The 26,771-nt window shown below is 64.1% G+C and carries 24 protein-coding genes; 11 read left to right on the forward strand and 13 right to left on the reverse strand.

What is annotated here, in order from left to right:
* Positions 1–15: 15 nt before the first annotated feature.
* Positions 16–417 (reverse strand): GFA family protein, encoded by a 402-nt coding sequence (locus HU748_RS15860; protein ID WP_186669918.1) that lies wholly within the window; start codon positions 415–417, stop codon positions 16–18.
* Positions 418–684: 267 nt separating this feature from the next.
* On the opposite strand from HU748_RS15860, the gene HU748_RS15865 reads away from it, so the two are divergent.
* The 9 genes from HU748_RS15865 (at position 685) to HU748_RS15905 (ending at position 10,863) form a co-directional block, all read left to right on the forward strand.
* On the forward strand, positions 685–1,992 hold the full coding sequence (locus HU748_RS15865) for a CitMHS family transporter (RefSeq protein ID WP_186721059.1): 1,308 nt from the start codon (positions 685–687) through the stop codon (positions 1,990–1,992).
* Positions 1,993–2,065: 73 nt separating this feature from the next.
* Complete coding sequence (locus HU748_RS15870) at positions 2,066–2,836, forward strand: TerC family protein (RefSeq protein ID WP_186669919.1); 771 nt, start codon at positions 2,066–2,068, stop codon at positions 2,834–2,836.
* Between the two features lie 245 nt (positions 2,837–3,081).
* The gene (locus HU748_RS15875; protein WP_186721061.1) at positions 3,082–4,740 is read left to right on the forward strand and encodes a Na/Pi cotransporter family protein; all 1,659 of its coding nucleotides are present in this window, start codon (positions 3,082–3,084) and stop codon (positions 4,738–4,740) included.
* A gap of 37 nt (positions 4,741–4,777) precedes the next feature.
* Positions 4,778–6,184, forward strand: coding sequence for a pitrilysin family protein (locus HU748_RS15880; RefSeq protein ID WP_186721063.1), 1,407 nt, complete (start codon positions 4,778–4,780; stop codon positions 6,182–6,184).
* 86 nt (positions 6,185–6,270) lie between these two features.
* The gene (locus HU748_RS15885; RefSeq protein WP_186669922.1) at positions 6,271–7,293 is read left to right on the forward strand and encodes a DUF5924 family protein; all 1,023 of its coding nucleotides are present in this window, start codon (positions 6,271–6,273) and stop codon (positions 7,291–7,293) included.
* Between the two features lie 92 nt (positions 7,294–7,385).
* Positions 7,386–8,507, forward strand: coding sequence for an MlaE family lipid ABC transporter permease subunit (locus tag HU748_RS15890; RefSeq protein WP_186721065.1), 1,122 nt, complete (start codon positions 7,386–7,388; stop codon positions 8,505–8,507).
* Complete coding sequence (locus HU748_RS15895) at positions 8,504–9,298, forward strand: ATP-binding cassette domain-containing protein (RefSeq protein WP_186669924.1); 795 nt, start codon at positions 8,504–8,506, stop codon at positions 9,296–9,298. The genes HU748_RS15890 and HU748_RS15895 overlap by 4 nt, the downstream gene beginning before the upstream one ends.
* Before the next feature lie 3 nt (positions 9,299–9,301).
* Positions 9,302–10,240: an MlaD family protein gene (locus tag HU748_RS15900; RefSeq protein ID WP_186669926.1), complete on the forward strand. Its 939-nt coding sequence runs from the start codon at positions 9,302–9,304 to the stop codon at positions 10,238–10,240.
* The gene (locus tag HU748_RS15905) at positions 10,237–10,863 is read left to right on the forward strand and encodes an ABC-type transport auxiliary lipoprotein family protein (protein ID WP_186721067.1); all 627 of its coding nucleotides are present in this window, start codon (positions 10,237–10,239) and stop codon (positions 10,861–10,863) included. The genes HU748_RS15900 and HU748_RS15905 overlap by 4 nt, the downstream gene beginning before the upstream one ends.
* Here the strand turns inward: HU748_RS15905 and HU748_RS15910 are convergent.
* From HU748_RS15910 to HU748_RS15935, 6 genes are all read right to left on the reverse strand, one after another.
* A complete protein-coding gene (locus HU748_RS15910) occupies positions 10,845–12,074 on the reverse strand; it encodes a spore maturation protein (RefSeq protein ID WP_054893339.1) in 1,230 nt (409 codons plus the stop codon). The genes HU748_RS15905 and HU748_RS15910 overlap by 19 nt on opposite strands.
* 315 nt (positions 12,075–12,389) lie before the next feature.
* A complete protein-coding gene (gltP, locus tag HU748_RS15915) occupies positions 12,390–13,727 on the reverse strand; it encodes a glutamate/aspartate:proton symporter GltP (protein ID WP_186669929.1) in 1,338 nt (445 codons plus the stop codon).
* Between the two features lie 738 nt (positions 13,728–14,465).
* Positions 14,466–14,936: an inhibitor of vertebrate lysozyme family protein gene (locus tag HU748_RS15920; protein WP_186721069.1), complete on the reverse strand. Its 471-nt coding sequence runs from the start codon at positions 14,934–14,936 to the stop codon at positions 14,466–14,468.
* Between the two features lie 5 nt (positions 14,937–14,941).
* Entirely contained in the window at positions 14,942–15,103 is a 162-nt protein-coding gene (locus HU748_RS15925) for a DUF1328 domain-containing protein (protein ID WP_003252966.1), read from the reverse strand.
* A 41-nt stretch (positions 15,104–15,144) separates the two neighbouring features.
* Entirely contained in the window at positions 15,145–15,429 is a 285-nt protein-coding gene (locus HU748_RS15930; protein ID WP_186721071.1) for a hypothetical protein, read from the reverse strand.
* Between the two features lie 176 nt (positions 15,430–15,605).
* Positions 15,606–16,427 (reverse strand): BON domain-containing protein, encoded by an 822-nt coding sequence (locus HU748_RS15935; RefSeq protein ID WP_186721072.1) that lies wholly within the window; start codon positions 16,425–16,427, stop codon positions 15,606–15,608.
* Positions 16,428–16,638: 211 nt separating this feature from the next.
* Here HU748_RS15935 and algB point away from each other — a divergent pair, with 211 nt between their 5' ends.
* Together algB and HU748_RS15945 are read left to right on the forward strand one after the other, a co-directional pair.
* Entirely contained in the window at positions 16,639–17,985 is a 1,347-nt protein-coding gene (gene algB, locus HU748_RS15940; protein WP_186669937.1) for a sigma-54-dependent response regulator transcription factor AlgB, read from the forward strand.
* Positions 17,982–19,760, forward strand: a complete 1,779-nt coding sequence (locus HU748_RS15945) for a KinB sensor domain-containing domain (RefSeq protein ID WP_186709813.1) — start codon at positions 17,982–17,984, stop codon at positions 19,758–19,760. Before algB ends, HU748_RS15945 begins: the two co-directional genes overlap by 4 nt.
* Before the next feature lie 9 nt (positions 19,761–19,769).
* Here HU748_RS15945 and HU748_RS15950 read toward each other — a convergent pair whose 3' ends face one another.
* The 6 genes from HU748_RS15950 to HU748_RS15975 all read right to left on the reverse strand — a co-directional run bounded on the left by HU748_RS15950 (position 19,770) and on the right by HU748_RS15975 (position 26,756).
* The gene (locus HU748_RS15950; RefSeq protein ID WP_186709814.1) at positions 19,770–21,389 is read right to left on the reverse strand and encodes an EAL domain-containing protein; all 1,620 of its coding nucleotides are present in this window, start codon (positions 21,387–21,389) and stop codon (positions 19,770–19,772) included.
* A 75-nt stretch (positions 21,390–21,464) separates the two neighbouring features.
* The gene (locus HU748_RS15955) at positions 21,465–22,241 is read right to left on the reverse strand and encodes an N-acetylmuramoyl-L-alanine amidase (RefSeq protein WP_186721073.1); all 777 of its coding nucleotides are present in this window, start codon (positions 22,239–22,241) and stop codon (positions 21,465–21,467) included.
* Between the two features lie 143 nt (positions 22,242–22,384).
* Positions 22,385–24,394, reverse strand: coding sequence for a GGDEF domain-containing protein (locus tag HU748_RS15960; RefSeq protein ID WP_186721076.1), 2,010 nt, complete (start codon positions 24,392–24,394; stop codon positions 22,385–22,387).
* A gap of 79 nt (positions 24,395–24,473) precedes the next feature.
* Positions 24,474–25,328 (reverse strand): endonuclease/exonuclease/phosphatase family protein, encoded by an 855-nt coding sequence (locus HU748_RS15965; RefSeq protein ID WP_186721078.1) that lies wholly within the window; start codon positions 25,326–25,328, stop codon positions 24,474–24,476.
* An 11-nt stretch (positions 25,329–25,339) separates the two neighbouring features.
* Complete coding sequence (dsbA, locus tag HU748_RS15970) at positions 25,340–25,972, reverse strand: thiol:disulfide interchange protein DsbA (RefSeq protein WP_186669943.1); 633 nt, start codon at positions 25,970–25,972, stop codon at positions 25,340–25,342.
* A 166-nt stretch (positions 25,973–26,138) separates the two neighbouring features.
* Positions 26,139–26,756 (reverse strand): c-type cytochrome, encoded by a 618-nt coding sequence (locus HU748_RS15975; RefSeq protein WP_054893351.1) that lies wholly within the window; start codon positions 26,754–26,756, stop codon positions 26,139–26,141.
* Positions 26,757–26,771: the final 15 nt, after the last annotated feature.

The raw sequence follows: 26,771 nt of genomic DNA on the forward strand, positions 1-26,771 counted from the left end.
AGGCCCCGCATTTCGTTACAGACTCTCCTCGACCTCGCCAGGCAGCTCCTCATCCAGGTGCAGCCACGGCAGTCGGCTGCCGGTCCAGATGTGCCGATTGGCCCGCACCTGCTCTGGCCGGTCCAGCGTCGCCACCGTCACATCGATGCTCAGCGGACTGTGCGTCGTCTCCAGCGCCACATGCGCGCCACAGTCGCCGCAGAAGTAGCGCGTGCAACTGGCCGGGGCCATATAACGCTTCGGCTCACCCGCCATCCACTGGAAGCCCTTGCGCGGCAGGGTGAGCCAGGTCACCACCAGCCCGCCGCTGACCCGTCGACAGATCGAGCAGTGGCAATGGGCGATATCCGTCAGGTCACCCTCCAGTCGATAGCGCAGGGCACCGCAATGGCACCCGCCTTCCAGTACGTCATTCATGAAACGACCTCCCGTCGCCTTCATCGAGGCGAAAGCTGGCTGAAAGCTTGCGCCCCTAGGATAGCCCCACCTCCGGCGACAGACCGGCCAGCCAGGGTGTCCGCCAACGTGCGCACCCGGCCCAATCAACAACAACAATGGTGATACCGATGCTTTCCTGTGCCCGCCTCCCCGCAGTACCCCTCACGCTATTCCATGCACAGCGCCTGACGCGCTGATCCGCCCGAATCGTCCGTCCTTTCGCCGCGCCCTGCCTGGAGTACCGCCATGCTGACCTTCCTTGGCTTTGCCATGGTCATCACCTTCATGTACCTGATCATGACCAAGCGCCTGTCGGCCTTGATCGCCCTGATCCTGGTTCCGATCCTGTTCGCGCTGTTCGGCGGTTTCTCCGCCAAGATCGGCCCGATGATGCTCGAAGGCATCAGCAAGCTCGCGCCTACCGGCGTGATGCTGATGTTCGCCATCCTCTACTTCGCCCTGATGATCGACTCCGGCCTGTTCGACCCGGCCGTGCGCAAGATCCTCAAGCTGGTCAAGGGCGACCCGCTGAAAGTCTCGGTCGGCACCGCCGTGCTGGCTTTGGTGGTCTCGCTCGACGGTGACGGCGCCACCACCTACATGATCTGCTGCGCCGCCATGCTGCCGCTGTACAGCCGCCTGGGCATGAGCCCGCGAATCATGGCCGGCCTGATCATCCTCGCCGGTGGCGTGATGAACATGACCCCCTGGGGCGGCCCGACCGCCCGCGCTGCAAGCGCGCTGCACGTCGACCCTTCGGACATCTTCGTGCCGATGATCCCGGCCATGGCCTTCGGTGTGCTGGCGATCCTCGCCATCGCCTACATGTACGGCAAGCGCGAGCGTGCCCGCCTGGGTGAGCTGCACCTGCCGACCGACGACATCGATCACAGCGAAATCAGCGTGTCGCAGTTCCCCGAAGCGCGCCGCCCCAAGCTGATCTGGTTCAACGGTGCCCTGACCGCTGCCCTGATGGTCGCGCTGATCTGCGGCGTGTTGCCGCTGCCGGTGCTGTTCATGATCGCCTTCAGTATCGCCATGATCGTCAACTACCCCTGCCTGCAGCAGCAGAAAGACCGCATCGCCGCCCACGCCGGTAGCGTGCTGGCCGTGACCGGGCTGATCTTCGCCGCCGGTATCTTCACCGGCATCCTGTCCGGCACCGGCATGGTCGAGGCCATGTCCAAGAGCCTGCTGGCGGTGATCCCGGATGCGCTCGGCCCGTACCTGGCGGCCATCACCGCGATCGTCAGCATGCCGTTCACCTTCTTCATGTCCAATGACGCCTTCTACTACGGCGTGCTGCCGGTACTGGCCGAAGCCGCCAGCCACTACGGCATCACCCCGGTGGAAATGGCCCGTGCGTCGATCGTCGGACAACCGGTACACCTGCTCAGCCCACTGGTACCCTCCACCTACCTGCTGGTAGCCCTGGCGGGGATCGAATTCGGCGATCACCAGCGCTTCACCCTCAAGTGGGCAGTTCTGGTGTGCCTGTGCATAATGCTCGCCGCCTTGCTCATGGGAGTTTTCCCACTGATCAGTAGTCTGTAAGACAAGAGCACCACCCCACCGCGACACGCCCGCTCTCCCGGGCGCGTCGCCTTCATCCTTCGAAGGAATACACATGGAATGGCTGACCAGCCCGGAAATCTGGGTTGCCTTTTTCACCCTGACTGCACTCGAGATCGTGCTCGGGATCGACAACATCATCATGATCTCGATCCTGGTCAGCCGCATGCCCAAGCACATGCAGCCGCGCACGCGGATCTTCGGCCTGGCGCTGGCGATGGTCACCCGGATAATGCTGCTGCTCTCGATCACTTGGGTAATGCGCCTGACCGACGACCTGTTCGTAATCTTTGGCGAGGGCATTTCGGGGCGCGACCTGATCCTGTTCTTCGGCGGCCTGTTCCTGCTGTGGAAAAGCTCTCAGGAGATCTACCACGGCCTCGAGGGTGAGGACGAAGGCAGCGACGAACCCAAAGGCGCCGGCGGCAAGTTCTTCTACACCATCATCCAGATCGCCATCATCGACATCGTGTTCTCGCTGGACTCGGTGATCACCGCAGTCGGCATGGTCTCGCACGTGCCGGTGATGATCGCCGCGATCATCGTCGCCGTGCTGGTGATGATGCTGTGCGCCGGCACCATCAGCGACTTCATCGACAAGCACCCGTCGCTGAAGATGCTCGCGCTGTCTTTCCTGATCGTGGTCGGCACCGTGCTGATCGCCGAGTCCTTCGACGTGCACGTACCGAAGGGCTATGTGTACTTCGCCATGGCGTTCTCGCTGGCAGTGGAAGCGATCAACATCCGCATGCGTACTGCAATGGCGCGCAAGGAAGGCAAGGAGCATGATCCGGTGAAACTGCGCAAGGACATTCCGGGTCAGTAAGTACTGGACGTCACTGAAAAGGCCCTTCGGGGCCTTTTTCGTTTGTCTGCACTGGCTCTGAAACACCCAACATACTTGTGACAGAAATGTTTCAAATAAATGCCCGCCATGCCAAGCTGGCGACAACCGCGCAAAACAACTAAAGCTTCAGTGAGCACTGAATACAAAGCCCACCCCCGGGCCAGGCTCACGGCTTCACCCATTGGCCCCGCATTGGGGCATCGGTAAAAAGGGGGCCTCGAAACATGCTGACCCTGCTCAACCTGCTTTCCGCCGTGGCGCTGCTCGTCTGGGGCACACATATCGTGCGCACCGGCATTCTTCGGGTTTACGGCTCGAACCTGCGCCGCGTGCTCAGCCAGAACATGGACCGTCGCGCGCTGGCCTTCATTGCCGGCATCGTCGTCACCGCCGTGGTGCAGAGCAGCAACGCCACCGCCATGCTGGTCACCTCCTTCGTCGGCCAGGGCCTGATGGCCATGACCCCAGCCCTGGCGATCATGCTCGGTGCCGACGTCGGTACCGCGCTGATGGCGCGGGTGCTGACCTTCGACCTGTCGTGGCTGTCGCCCCTGCTGGTGTTCGTCGGGGTGATCTTCTTCCTGTCGCGCAAGCAGACACGCCTGGGCCAGATGGGCCGAGTGGCCATCGGCCTGGGCCTGATCATCCTGGCACTTGAGCTGATCGTGCAGGCTGCTGCGCCGATCACCCATGCACAAGGGGTGAAAGTGCTGTTCGCCTCTCTGACCGGCGATATCCTGCTGGACGCCCTGGTCGGCGCCCTGTTCGCCATGATCACCTACTCCAGCCTCGCGGCCGTGCTGCTTACCGCGACCCTGGCCGGTGCAGAAGTGATCAGCCTGCCGGTGGCCATCGGCCTGGTGGTTGGCGCCAACATCGGCAGTGGCATGCTGGCCTTCATCAGCGCCCGCATGCAGAACGCAGCCGGGCGTCGCGTGGCCCTGGGCAGCCTGCTGTACAAGTTGATCGGCCTGCTGCTGATCATTCCGGTGCTGCACCCGCTGGTGGACTGGATGGACTCGCTGAGTTTCAGCCCGCAAGAGCTGGTGATCGGCTTCCATTTGCTCTACAACACCCTGCGTTGCCTGATCATGCTGCCCACGGTCAAACCTATGGGACGCCTGTGCACCACCCTGCTACCCGAACGCGAAGTCGCCAATGGTCAGGCCAAGCCCCGGCACCTCGACGCCTCGGCGCTGGAAACCCCCAGCCTGGCGTTGGCCAACGCAGCCCGCGAGACCCTGCGCCTGGGCGACATCGTCGACAGCCTGCTCGAGGCCATGCTCGGCGCCCTGCGCGGCAGCCAGACCGCACTACCACAACAGACCCGCGCCCTGGGCGAGGACGCCGAGGCCCTGTACAGCGCCATCAAGCTGTACCTGGCGCAGATGTCACGCGAGGACCTGAGCGAACAGGACAACCGGCGCTGGGCCGAGATCATCGAACTGTCGATCAACCTCAAGCTGGCCAGCGACCTGATCGAGCGCATGCTGCGCAAGGTGCAGCAGCAGAAGACCTCACAACGCCGGGAGTTCTCCCAGGTCGGCCTGGAAGAACTGACGGGCCTTCAGGAGCAACTGCTGGCCAACCTGCGCCTGGGCCTGTCGGTGTTCCTCAGCGCCGACCCTGAGAGCGCACGCCTGCTGCTGCGCGAGAAGCGTCGCTTTCGCGCCCAGGAACGGCGCCTGGCACATGCTCATGTCAGCCGCCTGCAACGCAAAGTGGTGCAGAGTATCGAGACCAGTTCGCTACACTTGGAGCTGATCGCCGACATGAAGCGGTTGAACTCTTTGTTCTGCAGCAGTGCCTATGTGGTACTGGGCGGCGCGGACACCGGCGGGCTTCTGCTCGACAGCGTGCCGGACGACGCCCGCCTGTCCTGACCCCCGCACACCTGGAGACCGGCCCGGAAGCCCGCCCATGCGTTGCCTGACCTTCGTTTGCCTGATTCTCTGCAGCCTGCCCTCGTTCGCCCTCGACCGCTCACGGGTCGAAGGCTATCTGTTGCCCAACGGCCTGCAGGTGATCCTCAAGTCCGGGTACGAACGCGATCATGTGTCGATCCGCCTGGTGGTCGGCGTGGGCCTCGACGATTTCGAGTGCAAGCAGCGCGAGTTGCCGCACCTGCTCGAACACCTGCTGTTCAGCGGCATCGACGAAACCGGCGAAGGTGGCCTGGAAGAGCGCCTGCAGGCGCTGGGCGGGGAGTGGAACGCCTTCACCAGCGCTGTCGATACCACCTTCGTCATCGAGGCGCCGGCACGCAACCAGCGCAAGGTGCTCGACCTGTTGCTGGCGGCGGTGCGGGACACGAAGATCGATGCCAAGGCCCTGGCCACCGCCAAGAAAATCATCGAGCGCGAGGATGGCGGCCATTACGGCCACCTGCAACGCTGGCTGGACCGCCAGGACATCGGTCATCCGGCCAGCGACCAGCTGGCGGTGGAATTGGGGCTCAAATGCCCGGAGCGCTCGGATATCGACGGCATGACCCTGAAACAGGTGCAGGCCATGCGCGAGCATTGGTACGCCGCCAACAACATGAGCCTGATCGTCGTCGGCGGCCTCGACCGCCTGCTGCCGGCCTATCTGGAGCGCACCTACGGCGAGCTGCCAGCCACCGAGCCGGGCGAGCGACGCAACCTCGACAGCATCAGCCAGCAGGCCGAACAACGCCGCGACCTGACCCGCGGCTGGCTGGGCGATACCGCCAGGCTGCATTGGCTGTTCATCGAACCGGTGCTCGACAGCGACCACGACCAGACACTCGAGCTGCTCTCGCGTTACCTCGACTGGGCGCTGTACGACCAGTTGCGCCTGCGTCACGGCTTGTCGTACGGACCTTCGGTGCGGCGCGAAAGCTTCGGCGACAGCGGCATGCTCAGCCTCAACGCCGACCTTGAGCGCCAGGACATCGACGAGGCGGTGAAGGTGTTGCAGGAGCTGTTCGAGCACCTGCGCAAGCATGGCCTGGACCCGGACACCTTCGCCCGCCTCAAGGAGGCCGCGATTGCCCGCGAAAGCTGGACCACCCAGGGCAACAGTGCACTGGCCGACTATTACTGGGGCGCGCTGAACGACTACGACAACGGCCACTTCAGCGACCCGGTCGGCAAACTGCGCAAGGTCAGCCTCAAGCAGGCCAACGAGGCGTTACGGCTGTTGCTCAAGGAACCGGGCTACCGGCGTATCGAGAAACCGCTGCTGGGGTATGACGAGCTGTACGGGTTGGTGGCGCTGGGGTTGGGACTGATACTCGCCATCGGCCTGATCCGCAAAAGGCGCCAGCCGGCGGATCGCCCCAGCGGCGCTACACGGGACAGCTGATTCGGCGGTATCCTGTATCGGCCTCTTCGCCGTTGCGACTTGCCCGCGAAGAGGCCAGAACAGTCACCCCTATCGCTGCCCAACCCATGCCCCCCATACCCCACATCGTCCAACGCATCATCGAACTGCTCAAACGCTACCCAGGGGTCATCGCCCTTGGCGGCTTCCTGTCCGGAATCGGCAGTTTCATCCTGGTCGACCGCCAGGCCGGCCTCGCCAGCTGGATCGCCGTGCTGATGCTGGTCAGCTGGGTCTGGCTGATGCTCGAGAACACCCTGACCGGCCTGTTCGCGCGCACGTTCAAGCGCGAAATCCCGCAGCCGCTGCTGCGTTACGCCACCCAGATGATCCACCAGGAAAGCCTGTTCTTCGTCCTGCCGTTCTTCTTCATCACCACCACCTGGAACAGCGGCCAGCTGGTGTTCACCGGCTTGCTCGGCGCAGCCGGGCTGATCTCCATCGTCGATCCGCTGTACTACAAATGGCTCGCACCGCGGCGCTGGCTGTTCCTCGCGCTGCACACCCTGACCCTGTTCGCCGCGCTGCTCACGGCGCTGCCGATCATCCTGCACCTGACCACCGCACAGAGCTTCAAGCTGGCGCTGATCGCGGCCATGGTGCTGTCGTTCCCGAGCCTGGCCAGCAGTTTCCCGATCAACACCTGGCGCCGCGCCGTGGCGCTGGTGCTGGTGACCCTGACCGTGGGTGGCGGCGGCTGGCTGCTGCGTTCATGGGTGCCACCGGCCACCCTGTGGATGACCGAAGTGGCGGTGACCACCGAGCTGCAGGACCGCCAGCCCGGCGAATCGCTGGACGAGATCGCCGCCAGCCGCATTCGCAGCGCGGGGCTGTACGCCTATACCGCAATCAACGCCCCACGCGGGCTGAACGAGCGGATCTATCACGTGTGGCAGCAGGACGGCAAAGAAGTCGACCGCATCGCCCTGGACATCCACGGTGGGCGCAAGGAAGGCTATCGGGCCTGGACCCACAAGCAGAACTTCCCGCCCAACCCAGTGGGCAAGTGGCAGGTGCGCGTGCTGACCGAGGATGGCCAGGTGATCGGCGTGCTGCGCTTCAAGGTGGTCGAGGATGTACCGGCGGGGTGAGGGTTCGCCGTTGCGACTTGCCCCGCGATTGAAGCCACTGCCACTGCAACAGGCTATGATCTGACCCACCGCCGTCGTGCAGAGTCAAAAGCATGGAGCCCAGCGCCACCCTCGACACCCGCCAGCACCCCGCGCGCCTACTGATCGCCGGCGACTGGACCCTGGCCCACTACACCAGCCTCAAGCGCGACAGCGAGCGCCTGCGCGACCAGTACGATGCCGACACGATCGCCGACCTCAGCCAGCTTGGGCGCCTGGACACCGCCGGCGCCTCGCTGCTGGCCGAGTTGCTGGGCGCCGAGCGTCTGTCGCGCTGCACCGACGAGCTCCCCGAGGCCAGCCGGGCCTTGCTCAAGACGGTGTATTGCTCGGTGCAGGACTACTGCATCCCGATCAAGGAAGCCGAACAACCGGTCCTGCTGCAATTGCTCGCACGCATCGGCTGCGCCGTCGACACACTCTGGCAGGACACCCGGCAACTGCTCGGTTTCGTCGGCCTGATCCTCGCCACGCTCGCCACCCGACTCCTGCAACCGCACAAGTGGCGGGTCACCCCAGTGGTCGCACACATCGAGCAGACAGGCCTGGACGCCGCGCCCATCGTCGCCTTGCTGACCTTCCTGGTCGGCGCCGTAGTGGCCTTTCTAGGGGCCACGGTGCTGGCCGATTTCGGTGCGACGGTCTTTACCGTCGACCTAGTGGCTTTCTCTTTCCTGCGCGAATTCGCCGTGCTGCTCACCGCGATCCTGATGGCCGGGCGCACGGCCAGTGCCTTCACCGCGCAGCTCGGCTCGATGAAGGCCAACGAGGAGATCGACGCCATCCGCACCCTGGGCCTTAACCCCATCGAGCTGCTGGTGGTGCCGCGGGTCCTGGCGCTGCTGATCGCCTTGCCGCTGCTGACCTTCGTCGCCATGGTCTGCGGCATCGTCGGTGGCGCGGTGGTCTGTGCGCTGTCGCTGGACATTCCGCCGGCCATGTTCCTCTCGCTGCTGCAGAGCGACATCGGCGTGCAGCACTTCCTGGTCGGCCTGCTCAAGGCGCCGTTCTTCGCCTTCCTGATCGCCGCCATCGGCTGCCTGGAGGGCTTCAAGGTCAGCGGTAGCGCCGAGTCGGTCGGGGCACACACCACCTCGGCGGTGGTGCAGTCGATCTTCGTGGTCATCGTGCTGGATGCGGTGGCCGCGCTGTTCTTCATGGAGATGGGCTGGTGAGTGGTGCACGTGAAGCAGTGATCGAAGCCCGTGGCCTGTGCAACCGTTTCGGCAGCCAGAGCGTGCACGAGCAGCTCGACCTGGACCTGTACCGCGGCGAAATCCTCGCCGTGGTCGGCGGTTCGGGCAGCGGCAAGTCGGTGCTGCTGCGCAGCATCGTCGGCCTGCGGCGGCCTAACGAGGGCAGGGTGAAGGTGTTCGGCCAGGACCTGGCCACGCTGAACGACGACCAACGCTCGCAGGTGGAACGGCGCTTCGGCGTGCTGTTCCAGAAAGGCGCGTTGTTCTCGTCGCTGACCGTCACCGAGAACGTCGCGCTGCCGTTGATCGAACATGCCGGGCTGTCACGCGCCGACGCCGAGCACCTGGCCGGGGTCAAGCTGGCACTGGCTGGGCTGCCGATCAGCGCCGCCGACAAGTACCCGGCCTCGCTGTCCGGCGGCATGATCAAGCGCGCGGCCCTGGCCCGCGCCTTGGCACTGGACCCGGATATCCTGTTCCTCGACGAACCCACGGCAGGGCTGGACCCGATCGGCGCCGCAGCCTTCGACCAACTGATCCTGACCCTGCGCGATGCCCTCGGCCTCTCGGTGTTCCTCATCACCCACGACCTGGACACCCTCTACACCATCACCGACCGGGTGGCGGTGCTGTCGCAAAAGAAAGTGCTGGTCGCAGGCCCGCTGGCCGAGGTCGAACGCACCGACGATCCCTGGATTCACGAATACTTTCACGGCCCGCGCGGACGTGCAGCCGAACAGGCCGCCGCAAGCGCGGGACAGGAGCACTGAACGATGGAAACCCGAGCTCATCATGTCCTCATCGGCCTGGTCACAGTGCTGGTGGTGGCTGGCGCCATGCTGTTCGGCCTGTGGCTGACCAAGTCCAGCGTCGACGACGCCTTCAAAGATTATGAAGTGGTGTTCAACGAGGCCGTTTCGGGCCTGTCCCGGGGCAGCGCGGTGCAGTACAACGGCATCAAGGTCGGCGATGTCAGCACCTTGCGCCTCGACCCGCAGGACCCGCGCCGGGTGCTGGCGCGCATCCGCCTGAGCGCCGACACACCGGTCAAGGAAGACACCCAGGCCAAGCTCACGCTCGCCGGGGTTACCGGCAACTCGTTCATCCAGCTCAGCGGTGGCACGCCGCAGAGCCCGTCGCTCAAGGGCAAGAACGGGCAGTTGCCGGTGATCGTCGCCTCGCCGTCGCCCATCTCACGCCTGCTCAACGACAGCAGCGACCTGGTGACCAACATCAACCTGCTACTGCACAACGCCAACCAGATGTTCTCGGAGAACAACATCGAGCGCCTGAGCAACACCCTGGCCAACCTCGAACAGACCACCGGTGCCTTCGCCAGCCAGAAGGGCGGCATCGCCCAGGCCATCGAGCAACTCGGCCAGGTCGGCAAGCAGGCCAGCGCCACCCTGGCCGAAACCCAGGCCCTGATGCGCAACGCCAATGGCCTGCTCGGCAGCGAAGGCAAGCAAGCCTTCGGCAGCGCGGAGCAGGCCATGCAGTCGCTGGCACAGAGCACCGCGACCATCAACGACTTGCTCAAGAACAACCGCGAAGCGCTCGACGACGGCGCCCAGGGCCTGAACCAACTGGCCCCGGCGATCCGCGAGCTGCGCGAAACCCTCAATGCCCTCAAGGGCATCTCTCGGCGCCTGGAGGCCGACCCCAGCGGCTACCTGCTGGGCCGCGACCCAAACAAGGAGTTCCAGCCATGAGGCCGTCCCTTCGCCTGCTCGTCGCAGGCAGCCTGCTGAGCCTGGCCAGCGCCTGCTCGATCCTGCCCCAGGCGGAGCCCATCGATACCTATCGCCTGCCGGTTAACCAGCAGAGCCGCCCGGCGACACCGGTGGACTGGTCGCTGCGCCTGAACAAGCCGCTGGCCGGCGAGGTCCTGGCCGGGCCGCGCATTGCCGTGATTGCGCAAGGCGACGTGATCAGCAGCTACAAGGGCGCGCGCTGGAGCGATCCGGTGCCACTGCTGGTGCGCAATCGCCTGCTCGATGCCTTCCAGCGTGACGGCCGGGTCCAGCGCCTGAGCGCCGATGACAGCAACCTGCAGGCTGACTACGAGCTGGTGGGCGAGCTGCAAGCGTTCCAGAGCGAATACCGCGAAGACGGGGTGCAGGTACTGATCCGCTACGACGCACGGCTGGTGCAAGGGCGCAGCCAGCGCATCCTCGCCAGTCAACGCTTCGAGGTGCACCAGCCACTGGCCGACAAGCAGGTGCCGGCAGTGGTCAGTGGCTTCGGCGCGGCCAGTGACCAGCTCGCGCGCCAGGTGGTGGACTGGACGGTCGCCCAGGCCTCACGGATGCAGGCTCAGGCGAAGAACCAGTAGCAGACGAAGATCGCCGCGATCACCCCGGAAAGCTCGGCCAGCAGCGCGCAGCCCACCGCGTGGCGCACGCGCTGGATGCCCACGGCGCCGAAGTACACCGCCAGCACGTAGAAGGTGGTTTCGGTACTGCCCTGAATGGTGGCGGCCACTAGCGCAGGGAAGCTGTCAACACCGTGGGTCTGCATGGTCTCGATCAGCATCGCCCGCGCCGCACTGCCGGAGAACGGCTTGACCAGCGCCGTGGGCAGGCCTTCGACGAAGCGGCTGTCCACGCCCATCCACTCGACCGCATGGCGGATGCCCCCCAGCGCCAGCTCCAGCGCCCCGGAGGCGCGCAGCACACCCACCGCGACCAGCATCGCGACCAGATAGGGCAACAGGCTCTTGGCGACGTCGAAGCCCTCTTTGGCGCCTTCGACGAAGGCCTCGTAGACCTTCACCTTGCGCAACGCACCGATGACCAGGAACAGCATGATCACGCCGAACAGCGTCAGGTTGCCGAGGATCGACGACAGGCTCGCCAGCGCAGCCGCCGACAGCGTGCCCAGAAACGCCATGAAGCCGCCCAGCAGCAGGGCGCCGGGGATGAAATACGCCAGCACCACCGGATCCCACAGGCGCAGGCGCTGCATCACGGCGACCGACAGCAGGCCGACCAGGGTCGAGACGCTGGTCGCCAGCAGGATGGGCAGGAACACCAGCGTCGGGTCGGGGGCACCTTGCTGGGCGCGGTACATGAAGATGGTGACTGGCAGCAGGGTCAGCGACGAGGCGTTGAGCACCAGGAACAGGATCTGCGCGTTACTCGCCGTGGTGCTGCTGGGGTTGAGCTCCTGCAGCGCGCGCATGGCCTTCAGGCCGATGGGCGTGGCGGCGTTGTCCAGGCCCAGGCCGTTGGCGGCGAAGTTCATGGTGATCAGCCCCAGGGCAGGGTGGCCGGGCGGCACTTCCGGCATCAGGCGTGCGAACAGCGGGCCGAGGACCTTGGCCAGCCATTCGACGATGCCGGCCTTTTCGGCAATCTTGAGAAAGCCCAGCCACAGGGTGAGGGTGCCGAACAGCAGGACCATGACCTCGACCGACAGCTTGGCCATGGCAAAGATGCTTTCGACCATCGCAGCGAAAATGCCAGCATTGCCGCCGACCAGCCACTGGGCCAGGGCGGAGATGGCCGCCACCACGAAAAAGCCGAGCCAGAGGCCGTTGAGCATCTGAAGTCCCCCTGAAAAATGCTCGAATGATAGCGCATAAGGCGCTCTGAATCCGACCCGCTCCCTGTGGGAGCAACTGTCTTGTTCAAAATCTAAAGGCCAGCCCAATCTCCCTGTGGGAGCGGCCTTGTGCCGCGATCGGGCGCGAAGCGGCCGCAAGTCAGGCGGCCGTGATCTTCCTGGAGCATCTCGGTGCCTGGTTTACGGCCGCTTCGCGCCCGATCGCGGCACAAGGCCGCTCCTACAGGGGATCGTGTAGGACTCCAGAATGCAAAAAGCCCCGACGGGTCGGGGCTCTTGCATGCAGCTCGAGGCTTACTGGTTGACGGTCTTGCCCGCCACCACGGCTTCTTTCTTCTTGCCGTTGGCCTGGAGCAGCGAGTTGTAGTACGCCTCGCCCTTGGCGCTGTCGTACATGCCTTGCCACTTGGCGATCACCACCGCGGCCAGGGCGTTACCCACTACGTTCAGCGCGGTACGGGCCATGTCCATGATGCGGTCGACACCGGCGATGAAGGCCAGGCCTTCCAGTGGAATGCCCACGCTGCCCAGGGTCGCCAGCAGCACCACGAAGGAAACGCCCGGCACGCCGGCGATACCCTTGGAGGTGACCATCAGGGTCAGCACCAGCAGCAGTTGCTGGCTGATCGACAGGTCGATGCCGTACAGCTGGGCGATGAAGATCGCAGCGATGCTCTGGTACAGGGTCGAACCGTCGAGGTTGAACGAGTAACCGGTCGGCACCACGAAGGAGCAGATCGACTTCGGCGCACCGTACTTCTCCATCTTCTCGATGACGCGTGGCAGCACGGTTTCGGAGCTGGAGGTCGAGTAGGCGAGGATCAGCTCGTCCTTCATGATGCGCATGATCTTGATGATCGAGAAGCCGAACACGCGCGCCACCAGGCCCAGCACCATGAAGGCGAAGAAGGCGATGGCGAAGTACACCAGCAGCACCAGCTTGGCCAGCGGCAGCAGGGAGGCGAAACCGAAGTTGGCGACGGTCGCGGCGATCAGGGCGAATACGCCGATCGGGGCATAGTTCATGATCATGTGGGTGACCTTGAACATGGTCTCCGACACGCCCTGGAAGGTACGCACCAGCGGCTCGCGCAGGTCGGCGTTGAGGCTGGAGAGGCCCATGCCGAACATGACCGAGAAGAAGATGATCGGCAGCATCTCGCCACGCATCAGCGCTGCGAAGATGTTCGACGGGATCAGGTTGAGCAGGGTCTCGATGAACGCATGCTCATGCTGTACCTCGGCAGCCGTGGCCTGGTACTTGGAGATGTCGACGGTGCCCAGGGTGCTCATGTCGATGCCGGCACCTGGGTGGAACACATTGGCCAGTACCAGACCGACGACGATGGCGATGGTGGTCACCACTTCGAAGTAGATGATGGTCTTCAGGCCGATGCTGCCCAGTTTCTTCGCGTCGCCAACCCCGGCGATGCCCACGATCAGCGACGAAATCACGATCGGGACGACGATCATCTTGATCAGGCGAATGAAGATGTCGCCGGCTGGCTGGAGGACGTTGCTGATCCACCATGCCTTTTCTGCACTGAAATGATTCAGTAGCGCGCCGACTGCAACGCCCAGGACAAGACCGATCACAATCTGCCAGGCGAGGCTCAGTTTTGCCTTCTTCATGTCGTTACCTTTGTTGTAGTGGTCATGGCCGACAGGTCGGAAAAGCGCATCCCAGAGCCGTTGGCAACGTCACGGGCAGCGATTGGCTTCCGTCCGGCGACCCTGTTCTCAGGTCACCGCCAGCGAGCGAACGAGCGCTCGGGCCAGCGAAAAAGGCGGCAACTATTGCGACGTGGACAGGGCCAGTCTAATGCCGGAAACGACTACCCCATGCCGAATCGGCATAAGAAAAGACCGCAAATCGGCCAATTCAGCGGCCATAAAATCTAGCCGTTCGGTTTTCCGAACAAGGCCAAACCGCCATTTTTAGGCAGAAACGACAGGATCAGTTCGAGGGTAGAGGAGGGTTGTTCGACAATCCGAATGGAACAAAAAGCACTGTGCGCACCGCACAATCGAGGGGAAAAAAATTCGATATACGGTTACGACAAAATGTGTCTTGAAGGGGAAATCGTACAAGTGCGCCCGAAAAGGCAAATCTGCGTGTGGACGCTTCGGAAGCCAGATCAGGCCGTCATGTCTTTTCCGACACCGCTGATCTGGATCTTCCGACGCTGTCTCTCCTGACCCGGCCCTCGTCGGAGGTACTCCCTGTACCCCTAGGCCACTCCGATCCTGAAGCGATCAGAACAGCCCGGCCCCCTGGTCATGTGCTGCCTCTCCTCGAGGCGGCGCATCATGGACGCCGCAACGGTAAGTACGTTCAGCGACCATATGATTACAATGCGCGACCGTTGGTCAGTACCAGTTCGGGTCGCGCTTGAGCTGCTCCTTCAGCAGCGCCTTCATGCCGTCGTCCGGCTTGCCCAGCCAGCGGTAATCCGCATGGCGGGTCGGCGACTTGTCCGAGGGCAAGCCTTCGGGAACCTCCACGAGCATCCCGTAGGCTTCATCCTTGTCCCAGCTGAACGCCACGATCAGGCGCTTGTAGGTGCAGTTGTCGTCCGACTCGCAGAGAGGTCCGACCAGATACTTGTCGCCGTCCTCGGTCACAGCCGACATCTGCTGCGCCGAGCTGCCGCTGAGGTTGATCACCCACTCGGGCAGGCGTTCTTCATTCTTTATGGTCTTCTGCCAAGTCTCTCGGTATTCCGGATCCGAACCCAGCAACTGGTTGGCCCGCACCTGGCCGTCATTGGCTGCCATCGCCGCAGAGCCACCGCCCAGAAGCAGGGCGGTGACCAGGGCCTTGCAGAGCATCCTGCTCATGGGCGTCAACCTCTACCGCGTCCGAAGAAGAAGGAAGCGACGAACAGGACCAGGAAGACGATGAACAGAATCTTCGCGATACCGGTTGCGGCGCCGGCGATACCACCGAAGCCCAGTACCGCGGCGACAATGGCGATGATCAGGAATGTGATGGCCCAACTCAGCATGATGACTCTCCTTTCTTTTCGGGATAGGGTCGGCGTGGCACCTAGAACACCCAGCGTTCCTGAGGAACGATGCTTTCCAGGGTGGCTGGCGAAGCCTTGGCCGAAGGCAGCGGCTGGGCGGACTTGACCAGCGTGGTGGCATGAGCCGTCTTCAATTGCGTCAACAGCGCGGTCTGCGCCGCCACCTGATCGGCCAGGCGGGCGGTCTGCCAGCTGTGGTAGAACAGCCCGGCGGCAAGGGTCACGACCAACGCCATCGCGAGGTACAGAAACTGATGCAAGGGCAGTACTGCATCCTGCGAGCGGTTGACGGATTGGCGATTCATGCCGGCTCCTCCTGCTGTCATTGTTATCCAAACCTTGAGGAGGTTATTGCAGCCTGCATGCCAGCTTTTAAGATGGATAAAAATCCTTATTAATCAACAAGTTATCCAAATTCAACGGAGAAGGTGAGGACGTATCCTGCACGATGCCTCTCGTCGACCCGTGCGTTTTGCACGATTCACCCTTCCACCTTGCTCGCCACTTTCAACAGATCGGCATCCACGCCGCGTACCCCGAGGATCTGCCCGGCAATCTGCACGGCAATGGTCTTCTGCTCCTGGCTGACCACTTCGCCAGACAGCCGCACCAGGCCTTCCTGGCTCGCCACCTTGATGTTCGGCCCGTCGAGATTGCGGCTATAGCGCAAGCTGCTTTGCACCTTGTCGATGATCCAGGCATCGCTGGGCTGCGGCCCTGTCGGCACAGTCGGCGGGTTTTCACGGGCCTGGGCCATGGCTGCGGAATCCAGGCTGATCAGGTTGTTGACCAAGTACACACCCTCGCTGGTACGGGCGATGACGCCGGCCAGCTCCTTGGCCTCGACGTTGTCGACGCGACCGCGCATGGTCACCACGCCGTCGCGGCTCTCGACCTCGATCGGCGCCTTTTGCGTTATCCGGCTCCAGAGCAGGCGCGCGCGGATGATCGCGGTCAGGGTGGCGTCCTCCAGGCGCTGGGCGTAGGCACGTCGCTCAAGCGGCTGCTCCGCCAGCTCGGCATTGACCTGCAAACGGTTGTCCACCCGCTCGATGCCGCGAGTGGCCAAGGCGACACGCTCGGCCAGGTCGCGCTCGACGGGGTTTTCCACCTCGCCGCTGAGACGCGCCTGCTGGCCCTCCACCTGCACCTCGATGCGGAACGGATTGAGCACCTTGTTGAGGGAAACCGCAGTCTGCACGGCCCCCTCCAGTCGCGCATCCTGCAACGGGTCGGCGACAGCAGGGCCGATTACCAGCAGCAGGCCGGCAGCCAGGGCGCAATGACGCATGAACAAAGGCATGGCACTTCTCCTTTTCGTAACAAATCCAGGCACTTTCGCAACCTGCGTGCCAGCGTTCTCGAGTACCTGAAACTCTATTTATTTCAATCTGTTAGCCAACAAACAGGGCAACAGCTAGCATGCATAGGGCGGAATCCTTCAGAATCGACCATGCAACTTGCCCGATTTTTCCGACACTAACTGAGATCAATCCCAAAGGAGCGCAGGAAAAATGGAGTCAGCCCAGGACAACCAAGGCCGCATTCTGCTGGTGGACGACGAGTCCGCGATCCTGCGCACCTTCCGTTACTGCCTCGAAGACGAGGGCTACAGCGTCGCCACCGCCAACAGCGCCGCTCAGGCAGAGACCCTGTTGCAACGCCAGGTGTTCGATCTGTGCTTCCTCGACCTGCGCCTGGGAGAAGACAACGGCCTCGATGTGCTGGCACAGATGCGCATCCAGGCGCCCTGGATGCGCGTGGTGATCGTCACCGCGCACTCGGCGATCGACACCGCGGTGGATGCCATCCAGGCCGGCGCCGCCGACTATCTGGTCAAACCCTGCAGCCCCGACCAGTTGCGCCTGGCCACCGCCAAGCAACTGGAGGTGCGCCAGCTGTCGGCGCGCCTGGAAGCGCTGGAAGGTGAAGTGCGCAAGCCCAAGGACGGCCTCGACTCGCACAGCCCGCAAATGATGGCGGTGCTGGAAACCGCGCGGCAGGTGGCGACCACCGATGCCAATATCCTCATCCTGGGGGAGTCCGGCACCGGCAAGGGCGAGCTGGCCCGCGCCATTCACGGCTGGAGCAAGCGCGCGCGCAAGGCCTGCGTGACCATCAACTGCCCCTCGCTGAACGCCGAGCTGATGGAAAGCGAGCTGTTTGGTCATACCCGCGGGGCCTTCACCGGCGCCAGCGAGAGCACGCTCGGGCGGGTCAGCCAGGCAGACGGCGGCACGCTGTTCCTCGACGAAATCGGTGATTTCCCACTGACCTTGCAGCCCAAACTGCTGCGCTTCATCCAGGACAAGGAATACGAAAGGGTCGGCGATCCGGTCACCCGTCGGGCCGACGTTCGCATCCTTGCCGCGACCAACCTCAACCTTGAGGAGATGGTGCGCGAAAGCCGCTTCCGTGAAGACTTGCTGTACCGCCTCAACGTCATCACCCTGCACCTGCCGCCACTGCGCGAGCGTAGCGAGGACATCCTCACGCTCGCCGATCGCTTCCTCGCCCGCTTCGTGAAGGAGTATTCGCGCCCGGCGCGCGGGTTCAGCGAGGAGGCCCGGGCGGCCCTGCTCAACTACCGCTGGCCGGGCAACATCCGCGAACTGCGCAACGTGGTGGAGCGCGCCAGCATCATCTGCCCGCAGGAACGCGTGGAAATCGGCCATCTGGGGATGGGCGAGCAGCCCACCGGCAACGCCCCGAAGGTTGGCGCAGCGTTGAGCCTCGATGAGCTGGAGCGCGCCCACATCGGTGCCGTCCTGGCGGCCAGCGATACCCTCGACCAGGCCGCCAAGACCCTCGGTATCGATGCCTCCACCCTGTACCGCAAGCGCAAGCAGTACAAACTGTGAAGTGGCCCATGAAGCTGCGCACGCGGCTGTTTCTCAGCATCTCGGCACTGGTGACGGTCGCACTGCTGGGCTTGCTGCTGGGGCTGGTCAGCGTGCTGCAGATGGCTGCGGTGCAGCAGAGGCTGGTGCGCGACACCACCCATACCCTGGAAGTCGGGCTCAAGCTGCGGCAGAACCTGGGTGAGCAGTTGAACCTGATACTCGATGCAGATACCGATCCGAAAAGCCTGGTGAACCTGCAGGAAAACTTCCAGGCGCTACTGGTATCGGGCCTAGAGCAGGGCGGTGAACGTACCGGGTTCAGCAAGGCCAGCAGCAACTACCAGGCCTTCCTCCAGGCCTATCGCGACAGCCCCTCACCGTCGCGCAGCATGGGCGTCGACGACCCCTTGGGCGCTGCGTTCAACCAGGTTCGTACCGACCTGATCGACTCGCACAAGCAGGCGTTGGAGCACATTTCCCGCAGCGAGGAGCATGCCCGCGACCATGCCTTGCTGGTCAGTGGTGCATTGGGCCTGATGGGCCTTGCGGTGGTGGTGCTGGGCTTCATCACCGCGCATAACATCGCCCGTCGCTTCGGCCAGCCGATCGAGGCCCTGGCCAAGGCAGCCGATCAGGTTGGCCAGGGCAACTTCGACGTTACCCTGCCTGTGACCCAAGCCACCGAACTCAACCAATTGACCCGCCGTTTCGGCCTGATGGCCGACGCCCTGCGCAAGCACCAGGCCACCAATATCGACGAACTGCTGGCCGGCCAGCAGCGCCTGCAGGCCGTGCTCGACAGCATCGACGACGGCCTGCTGATCATCGATCGCCAAGGCCGCCTGGAGCACCTCAACCCCGTGGCTCAACGGCAGTTGGGCTGGGATGCCTCCCGGCTCGGCAGTAGCCTGGCCGAAGCCTTGAGCCGTCCGGAGCTGGAGCAACAGATGCGCCAGGTGCTGCGCGGCGGCAGCCTGGACCGGCCACCGGATGACCTGAGCATCGAGGTGGACGAAGAGACCCGCCTGCTGACCTTCAGCCTGACGCCCGTCAGCCATCCGCAGGGGCCGATTCTCGGCGCGGTGATGGTGTTGCATGACGTGACCGAACAGCGTGCCTTCGAGCGCGTACGCAGCGAGTTCGTCCTGCGTGCCTCCCATGAACTGCGCACGCCGGTCACCGGCATGCACATGGCCTTCGGCCTGCTACGCGAACGGATCACCTTCCCGCCCGAAGCGCGGGAAAACGATCTGCTCGACACCATCGGCGAAGAAATGCAGCGTCTGACCCAACTGATCAACGACCTGCTCAATTTCTCTCGCTACCAGAGCGGGCTGCAGAAACTGGAACTGGCGCCCTGCACACTCGATGACTTGCTGGAGCGGGCCCAGGCACGCTTCGCCGAATCAGCGGCGCACAAGCAGATCGAACTGGTCAGCGAGCTGGAGCGTCCGCTGCCGCACATTCAGGTCGACCTTGCGCAGATCGACCGGGTGCTGGACAACCTGCTGCACAACGCCATCCGCCACACCGCCAGCGGCGGGCACATTCGCCTGCACGCACGGCGGCATGCCGAGCGGGTGATTATCAGCGTCGAGGACGACGGCGAAGGCATCGCCTATGGCCAGCAGGGGCGGATCTTCGAGCCGTTCGTGCAGGTCGGGCGCAAGAAAGGTGGCGCAGGGCTGGGCCTGGCCTTGTGCAAGGAAATCGTGCAACTGCATGGCGGGCGCATGGGCGTGTTCTCGCGGCCGGGGCAGGGGACGCAGTTCTACATGGCACTGCCGGTGTGAGGCGTCGGCTCAAGGCTCATCATCGAGCCGCCGCCCGCCCATCCGCCGTCCTCGGGTGATCAGCTCAGCGAACTGTCGGGCGTTGAGCGGATGGGCGAACAGCCAACCCTGCCCATAGTTGACTCCTTCGCTGTTGAGCAACACGGCCTGGTCCTCGCACTCGATCCCCTCGGCGATCACCCGCAGGTGCAGGTCATGGGCCATGCGGATGATGTGCGGGGCAACGCCACTGCTGGCGGCGTCGTGGCCCAGGGCGTCGATGAACGCCTTGTCGATCTTCAGGCAATCGACCGGCAGGGTCTGCAGGTAAGCGAGGCTGCAGTAACCGGTGCCGAAGTCATCGATCAGTACCTGATGCCCGACCGAGCGCAGCGCCTGCAGGTTGTCGCGAGCCACCACCACATCGATCAGGCCGCGCTCGGTCACTTCGAACGCGATCTGCGTTGCAGACACCCGATGATGGGCCAGCAAGCGCGCTGCGACCCGGCCGATACGCGGCACCATCACATCGCACGCCGCCAGATTCACCGAGATGTACAGGTGCCGATTGGCCCGCAGCAGCTGGCCCAGTTGCTCCAGTACTCGCTGCAGGACGAAATCGGTGATCTGGCGGATCTGCCCGGTGTTCTCGGCAAGCGGGATGAACAACTCCGGGCTGGTCAGGCTGCCATCCGGTCGCCGCCAGCGCACCAGTGCTTCGGCGCCGACACAGCGGCGACTGTCCAGCTCGAAGATCGGCTGGTAGAGCACCTGCAACTCGCCACGGCGCAGCGCCTGCTGCAACTCCGAGCTCATCGAGCGACGCTGCAGGATCAGTTGCAGCACCAGCCAACCGATGCAGCAGGCGAGCAGCAGGCTGCCGGGGAACAGCAACCAGAGCATGCCGTTGAGCTTCAGCGGCAAGCTTGCACGAGGGGCGATGAGGACGAGTTGGTAGTCCGGCGACTTGGTCGGCATCCGGTAGACGAGGCGGTCGCTGAGCTCGATCAGCGCCTTGCGCGACGGCGGCGGCCAGTCCGGCGCCGGTGGCCAGGGCTGGGGAGGGCCCAGCACCGGGATCGCCCGACTGCCGCGGTCGAGCACCACCAGCAGGCTGCCACCGGGCGGGAGATCGACCACGTCGGTCAGGTGGCCACGTGAGGTGGACACCAGGAAGTGGCCACGCCCCAGCATCAACGCAGCGAGATTTTCGTTCGGCTCGGTGGTGGTGTTCAGCCAGTAGCTGTAGGTGGGCCCTTGGATATCGGGGGCGCGCATGGGCCGCATGACCTGCTCTGCGCCTCGGCTGGAACAGGCGATGTCACCGTCGACATAGGCCGCCTCATAGACAAAGCGGTAGCTCAGGCCCACCTGACGCAGCGCAGACAACATCGCTGGATCACAGCCGCGTATCGGCAGCGTCTGCAACTGGTCGACCCCCTCGCGCAATTGCCCGAACACCTGCTCGAGGCGCTCGAGGAAGCGCTCGCCGCGGGCATTCATCTGCGCGCTTTCGCTCTGTTTCATCTGCTGCAGGGTGACACCGAAGCTGGCGGCCAGCAGCAGCGCAGCACTGGCCAATGCGACCAGAGAGGCCAACAGCCAGGGGCGGTGGAAAATTTGGCGCACAGAGGCGATCAGCGAAGACATGCGCGGCATCCAGTTGAATACCAAAGGTATAGCAACTGGATGAACAGTTGGCGCGGTGCGATAGGCGGTCCTGATTCACCGCATGCTGTTGAGCACCTGCAGTATTGCCGCGGTCTGCGCATCGGGCATGCCGTCGAAGCGCTGCGCGCGGAAATGCATCTGGAAAGCGGCGATGACATGGCGGGTCGAGACATCCAGCTCGCCGGTCTGCTCGATGGCATAGCCAAAACGGGCCAGTTGTTGCTGGTACCAGAGCGGGCTCGGTGGATTGGCCTCGAAATACACCTGCTGGCGCGCCACGGAGGCGGCGTTCGGCCAGATCCCGAGGCCTGCGTCAGCCAGGCGCTTCCAGGGGAACAGCGGCCCCGGGTCGAGCTTGCGCAAAGGCGCGATGTCGCTGTGGCCAATGATGTTGCGCGGCTGGATGTTGTTGCGCTGGACGATATCCTTGACCAGGGCGATCACTGCCTCGATCTGCGCTTCGCTGTAGGGGTGCCAGACACGTCCGCTGGGGGTATCGGTATAGCCGGGATTGACGATCTCGATACCGATCGAGCTCGAGTTGAGCCAGGTGCGGCCCTGCCACTGACTGTCGCCGGCATGCCATGCGCGGCGGCTTTCATCCACCAGCTGGTAGACCGTGGCATTGCCGTCGCCAACCAGGTAATGGCTGCTGACCTCGCCATGGGTCAGCAGCGCCAGCGAGCGCTCCAGCGAAGCGTTAGTGTAGTGCAGGACGACGAACTGGATGCGGCTGTCCTGGTTCGCCGAGGTGTGGCTGCGGTCGATGCGCAGACCGCTGGAGCAGCCGGCGAGCATGATGAGGAGAAGGGCGGTAGCGAGCGTTTTCATCGGATGGAGGCACGTCATGTGTCGGTATAAGCGCTACAGTATAACGTGCTATCGCCGATTACCCATTCCCCAACGATGCCCACTCAGCGGACTAAGTGCACGGACAGTGTCGAACGCCACAGGGGTGGGGTAGCGGTACTTATCTACCCCTGCTCGACGCGATTGCGCCCTTGGTCCTTGGCGCGGTACAGCGCTTCGTCCGCGCGCTTGAGCACCTGGTCGCCACGTTCGCCGGAACGGAAGGCACTGACGCCGATGGACGTGGTGATCACCACGCGCTCCCCCTTGAAGTGGAACGGGCAGGCCTCGATCGCCGCACGCATCGTCTCGGCGACCTGCAGCGCTGCAGGGGGTGATGTCTGGGGCAGCAGCAGGACGAACTCCTCGCCACCAAAGCGGGCAATGAAGTCGCGCCCGCGCAAGCGCTTGCGCAATTGGTCGGCAACGATCTTCAGCACCTTGTCGCCGGCCAGATGGCCATAGCCGTCGTTGATGCGTTTGAAATGATCGAGGTCGAGGATGGCCATGGCCAGGTGGCCGCCGTTCTCCTGCCAGTCGGCAAGCTCGCGCTCGACCCGTTCGCTCCAAGCCGCGCGGTTGGGCAGACCGGTCAGCGGATCGACCAGTGCTTTCTGGCGCTGTTCTTCCAGATGCTCACGGTAGCCAAGCGCCTCCTGCTCCATGCTCGCCACTCGCTCGGCCAGGCCCTGCAGGCGTCCGGCCAGTTCCTGCTCACGGCGGTCACGCTCGTGCTGGTGCTCATCCATGGTGACCAGCAGGCCCTCGAGCCGGTTGTCCAGCAGGTGCTTGAGGCTGTCGATGTCTACTGCGCCCTGGACGCTGCTCTGCAGGCCATCGACCTGTTCGCGCAGCTGGCTGTCCAGCTCGCGGGCGGCGGTGCTGTTGTCGGCGTGTCCCTCGCTGGCCTCCTGCAGATGGCTCTGGAAGGTCTCCAGGCGCTCGTTGATCTGCTGCAGGTAGGCTTCGAATTCATGCTGGCCGCTGTCGTTGATTGCCAGCATCAACACCGCAAGGTCGTCCAGCACCGGGATCAGCTCATACCAGTTCAGACCGCGCGCCACCCGCTCGCGCATATCCAGGGCCTGGGCCTTGTGGCGCTCAGGCAGGCTGAGGTCATCGAGCAAACCGATGAGGGTTTCCTCGATGTGCGCGGCAACCTGACTGTAGGGCGGCTCCACGGCATCCGGCAGGTCGTAGGGGCCGTCCTCGGCAAGCGGCTCGTCCTCCAGCGGCTCGGGGGTGTTGGCGTCTTCCTGTGGCGAGCCGTCGGCGACATGCTGCGGTTCGACTGGCTCAGGCTCGGCGGCAGCTTCAACAGGTGCGGGGTGGGTAAGGTCGGCTTGCTCGGGGGCCTCGGCGACGGGCTCCACCTGCTCGACAGACGGGGTGACTTCCGGCGCGGGCAGCGCAACTTCCGGGGCCGGCTCGGGTGCCGGCTGCACCGCAGGCAGGGGCTGCAGCTCGTCGGCGTCGAGCAAGCGGGGCGGGGCCGGCGGTTGCGCCTCGGGCATATGGACGGGCGGAGCTTCGGTCACCGCCTCGACGTGCACCGCAGCGCGCGGCAATGCTGGCACCTGCTCCGGCTCTGGTGCGACCTGAGAGCCGTCTTCACGACCGCCGAACAGCCGCTGCAACAAGCCCGGACGCGCCTCTTCGGTCACCTTGCGCAGCGACGACAACGCTCGCCCTTGCAGCCCGCTGAGCTCACCCAGTAGCGGCGGCAGCTCACGCGACTGGCTGACGCCACCGTCGAGTTTCTTGGCCAGCTTCTTCAGGGGGCGGGAAACATCGCCAGGCAGTTCCAACCCTTGCAGTTGGGTGACCAGCGAGGTCAGCGCATCGCTGACCTGGTTCATGCGCGTTTCGCGACGCTGTTCAGACTCCAGCACCGCCTTTTCCAGGCGTGGAATGAGCCCGGCAAGCCCCGCGTCCATGCTGTCGCTGCGGATGACCTCGCGCATTTCCTTCATGCACTGGTCGACGACCTTGTCGCTACCCTCGGCGGCCAGCGTGCTGCGGACCAGGCCACGGCGCAGCAGGTCGAGGCGGGCTTCCCAACGGCGCTCGAGTTTCTCCTGCCGTTCGATGCTTTTTAGATATTTTTCTTTCCAGCGCTCGGCTTCGTCGGTCATGCCTGGATCCGCAACGGTAATGGCATCAGGGAGTATGTGAATACTGGATTTCGGCGCGAAGCGCGAACTCTTGAGTGTGTCAGCGCACGACCGGCAGGGTATCCACAGTCAGGGCATCCGGCAATCGGATCTCGACCGCGACAGGCAGGTGGTCGGAAATTGGCTGCGACAGCACTTCGACCCGTTCAAGCGTCAGGCTCGGGCTGAGCAGGATGTGATCCAGGCAGCGTTGCGGGCGCCAGCTGGGGAAGGTCGCCTCGACCTGTGGGGCGATCAGGCCGAGGTCGCGCAGGGGCGAGCGCTCGAGCAGGTCGTTGGCGTGGGTGTTCATGTCGCCCATGAGGATCTGGTGGCGGTAGCCGCCGATCAGCTCACGGACATACCCCAGTTGCAGGGCGCGGGTCTTGGCGCCCAGCGCCAGGTGCATCATCACCACGATCAGCGCGTTCTCGCCTTCGCCAAAGCGCACCAGGATCGCCCCGCGACCGGACGGACCGGGCAGGGGGTGGTCTTCAAGGTGCTGGGGCTTGAGTCGGCTGAGCACGCCGTTGCTGTGCTGGGCGAAACGCCCGAGATTGCGGTTGAGCTGCTGGTACCAGTAAGGGAAGGCGCCGAGCTGGGCCAGGTGCTCGACCTGGTTGACGTAGCCCGAGCGCAGGCTGCCGCCGTCGGCTTCCTGCAGGGCAACCAGGTCGAAGTCACCGAGCAGGTCGCCGATCTTCTGCAGGTTGCCGGCCCGCCCGGTATGCGGCAGCAGGTGCTGCCAGCTGCGGGTCAGGTAGTGGCGGTAGCGCTCGGTGCTGATGCCGACCTGGATATTGAAGCTGAGCAGCCGCAGGCGACCATCCTCCGGCAGGCCTGGGGCCTGCAGATGATGTTCGTTGACCCGCGGCTGGTGCAGGCCAACACTTCGCGTGGTACGCAAGCGGGCCATGGCTGCGCCGCTTACTTAGCGGCACGCTCCTTGGCGATCAGTTGGTCGGCGACGTTCAGGACGCCTTCCGGCCCGCCAGCGGTACCCAGGTCGAAGCGGTACTTGCCGTTGACCACCATGCTCGGCACGCCGGTGATTTCGTACTTCTTCGCCAGTTCCTTGGCCTGGTTGACCTGGCCCTTGATGGCGAACGAGTTGAAGGTGGCGAGGAACTTGTCCTTGTCCACGCCTTGGGTGGCGAGGAAGTCGGCCATGTCGTTCGGGTCGGTCAGGCGCTTGCGCTGGTTCTGGATGGCATCGAAGACTGCGGCGTGGACCTTGTGCTCGACGCCCATGGCTTCGAGGGTCAGGAACATCTGGCCGTGGGCATCCCAAGGGCCGCCGAACATGGCCGGGACGCGCTTGAAGTTGACGTCTGCCGGCAGCTTGTCGACCCAGGGGTTGATGGTGGGTTCGAAGTGGTAGCAGTGCGGGCAGCCGTACCAGAACAGCTCGACGACTTCGATCTTGCCTGGCTGCGAGACCGGGACCGGGTTGCTCAGCTCGATATATTCCTTGCCGGCCACAGGCTCTGCGGCCTGTACCGCGGCCATACCGAATACGCTGGCGGCGACCAGCGCAGCGCTGAGAATCAGTTTACGCATGCTTTACTCCTGAGCAGTCAGTGGTCGCCTCGACACGACCTATGCTGTGACAGGCCATGAAGGGCTCGAGTTCTGTAGTGTAACGGCTGGGACCATAAAAAAGGGTGGCCTGCGCCACCCTTTTCATGTTTAGCGATGGTGCATTAACCGAGTGTTAACGCTCGCCTCAATGCAGCCCCTGGATATAGCTGGCCAGCGCCTCGATATCCTTGTTGCTCAGCTTGCCGGCGATGGTGCGCATGGTCATGGCATCGCCATCGTTGGTGCGGTTGCCTTCACGGAAGTCGGTGAGCTGCTTGCTGACATACTGCGAGTGCTGGCCGCTCAGGTGAGGGAAGCCGGCCAGGGCGATGCCTGCGCCGTTAGGGGAGTGGCAACCGGTACAGGCGGGCATGCCTTTCTCCAGGTCACCGCCGTTGAACAGCGCACGACCACGCTCTACCAGCTTGGGATCTGCCGCGCCGACACTGCCTTTCTGGCTGGCGAAGTAGGCGGCGATATCGGCCAGGTCCTGGTCATTGAAGGCCGCCAGCATGCCGGTCATCTCCAGCACCGTGCGCTTGCCCGACTTGATGTCGTGCAGTTGCTTCTCAAGGTAGCGCTGGCCCTGGCCGGCCAGTTTCGGGAAGTTCGGCGCCAGGCTGTTGCCGTCGGGGTTATGGCAGGCACCACAGACCGCAGTCTTCGCCTGGCCGGCAGCGGCATCGCCTTTGATGGGGTCGGCAGCAGTGGCCGCACCTGCGACACCCATGGTCAACAGCAGACTCACGAATAGTTTGTTCATCAGCTAATCCAACAC

This window comes from Pseudomonas sp. RW3S2, from assembly GCF_014268955.1.
Classification (GTDB): Bacteria; Pseudomonadota; Gammaproteobacteria; order Pseudomonadales; family Pseudomonadaceae; genus Aquipseudomonas; species Aquipseudomonas wayambapalatensis.

Excerpts from the sequence above, each read along its gene's own strand:
- HU748_RS15965 (WP_186721078.1), bottom strand. The coding sequence starts at position 25,328 with ATGGCCCGCTTGCGTACCACGCGAAGTGTTGGCCTGCACCAGCCGCGG.
- HU748_RS15955 (WP_186721073.1), bottom strand. The coding sequence starts at position 22,241 with ATGAAAACGCTCGCTACCGCCCTTCTCCTCATCATGCTCGCCGGCTGC.
- HU748_RS15885 (WP_186669922.1), top strand. The coding sequence starts at position 6,271 with ATGCCCCCCATACCCCACATCGTCCAACGCATCATCGAACTGCTCAAA.
- HU748_RS15960 (WP_186721076.1), bottom strand. The coding sequence starts at position 24,394 with ATGACCGACGAAGCCGAGCGCTGGAAAGAAAAATATCTAAAAAGCATC.
- dsbA (WP_186669943.1), bottom strand. The coding sequence starts at position 25,972 with ATGCGTAAACTGATTCTCAGCGCTGCGCTGGTCGCCGCCAGCGTATTC.
- HU748_RS15925 (WP_003252966.1), bottom strand. The coding sequence starts at position 15,103 with ATGCTGAGTTGGGCCATCACATTCCTGATCATCGCCATTGTCGCCGCG.
- HU748_RS15920 (WP_186721069.1), bottom strand. The coding sequence starts at position 14,936 with ATGAGCAGGATGCTCTGCAAGGCCCTGGTCACCGCCCTGCTTCTGGGC.
- HU748_RS15910 (WP_054893339.1), bottom strand. The coding sequence starts at position 12,074 with ATGCTCAACGGCCTCTGGCTCGGCTTTTTCGTGGTGGCGGCCATCTCC.
- HU748_RS15900 (WP_186669926.1), top strand. The coding sequence starts at position 9,302 with ATGGAAACCCGAGCTCATCATGTCCTCATCGGCCTGGTCACAGTGCTG.
- HU748_RS15880 (WP_186721063.1), top strand. The coding sequence starts at position 4,778 with ATGCGTTGCCTGACCTTCGTTTGCCTGATTCTCTGCAGCCTGCCCTCG.
- HU748_RS15865 (WP_186721059.1), top strand. The coding sequence starts at position 685 with ATGCTGACCTTCCTTGGCTTTGCCATGGTCATCACCTTCATGTACCTG.
- HU748_RS15975 (WP_054893351.1), bottom strand. The coding sequence starts at position 26,756 with ATGAACAAACTATTCGTGAGTCTGCTGTTGACCATGGGTGTCGCAGGT.
- algB (WP_186669937.1), top strand. The coding sequence starts at position 16,639 with ATGGAGTCAGCCCAGGACAACCAAGGCCGCATTCTGCTGGTGGACGAC.
- HU748_RS15890 (WP_186721065.1), top strand. The coding sequence starts at position 7,386 with ATGGAGCCCAGCGCCACCCTCGACACCCGCCAGCACCCCGCGCGCCTA.
- HU748_RS15870 (WP_186669919.1), top strand. The coding sequence starts at position 2,066 with ATGGAATGGCTGACCAGCCCGGAAATCTGGGTTGCCTTTTTCACCCTG.
- HU748_RS15860 (WP_186669918.1), bottom strand. The coding sequence starts at position 417 with ATGAATGACGTACTGGAAGGCGGGTGCCATTGCGGTGCCCTGCGCTAT.
- HU748_RS15905 (WP_186721067.1), top strand. The coding sequence starts at position 10,237 with ATGAGGCCGTCCCTTCGCCTGCTCGTCGCAGGCAGCCTGCTGAGCCTG.
- HU748_RS15950 (WP_186709814.1), bottom strand. The coding sequence starts at position 21,389 with ATGTCTTCGCTGATCGCCTCTGTGCGCCAAATTTTCCACCGCCCCTGG.
- HU748_RS15875 (WP_186721061.1), top strand. The coding sequence starts at position 3,082 with ATGCTGACCCTGCTCAACCTGCTTTCCGCCGTGGCGCTGCTCGTCTGG.
- gltP (WP_186669929.1), bottom strand. The coding sequence starts at position 13,727 with ATGAAGAAGGCAAAACTGAGCCTCGCCTGGCAGATTGTGATCGGTCTT.
- HU748_RS15930 (WP_186721071.1), bottom strand. The coding sequence starts at position 15,429 with ATGAATCGCCAATCCGTCAACCGCTCGCAGGATGCAGTACTGCCCTTG.
- HU748_RS15935 (WP_186721072.1), bottom strand. The coding sequence starts at position 16,427 with ATGCCTTTGTTCATGCGTCATTGCGCCCTGGCTGCCGGCCTGCTGCTG.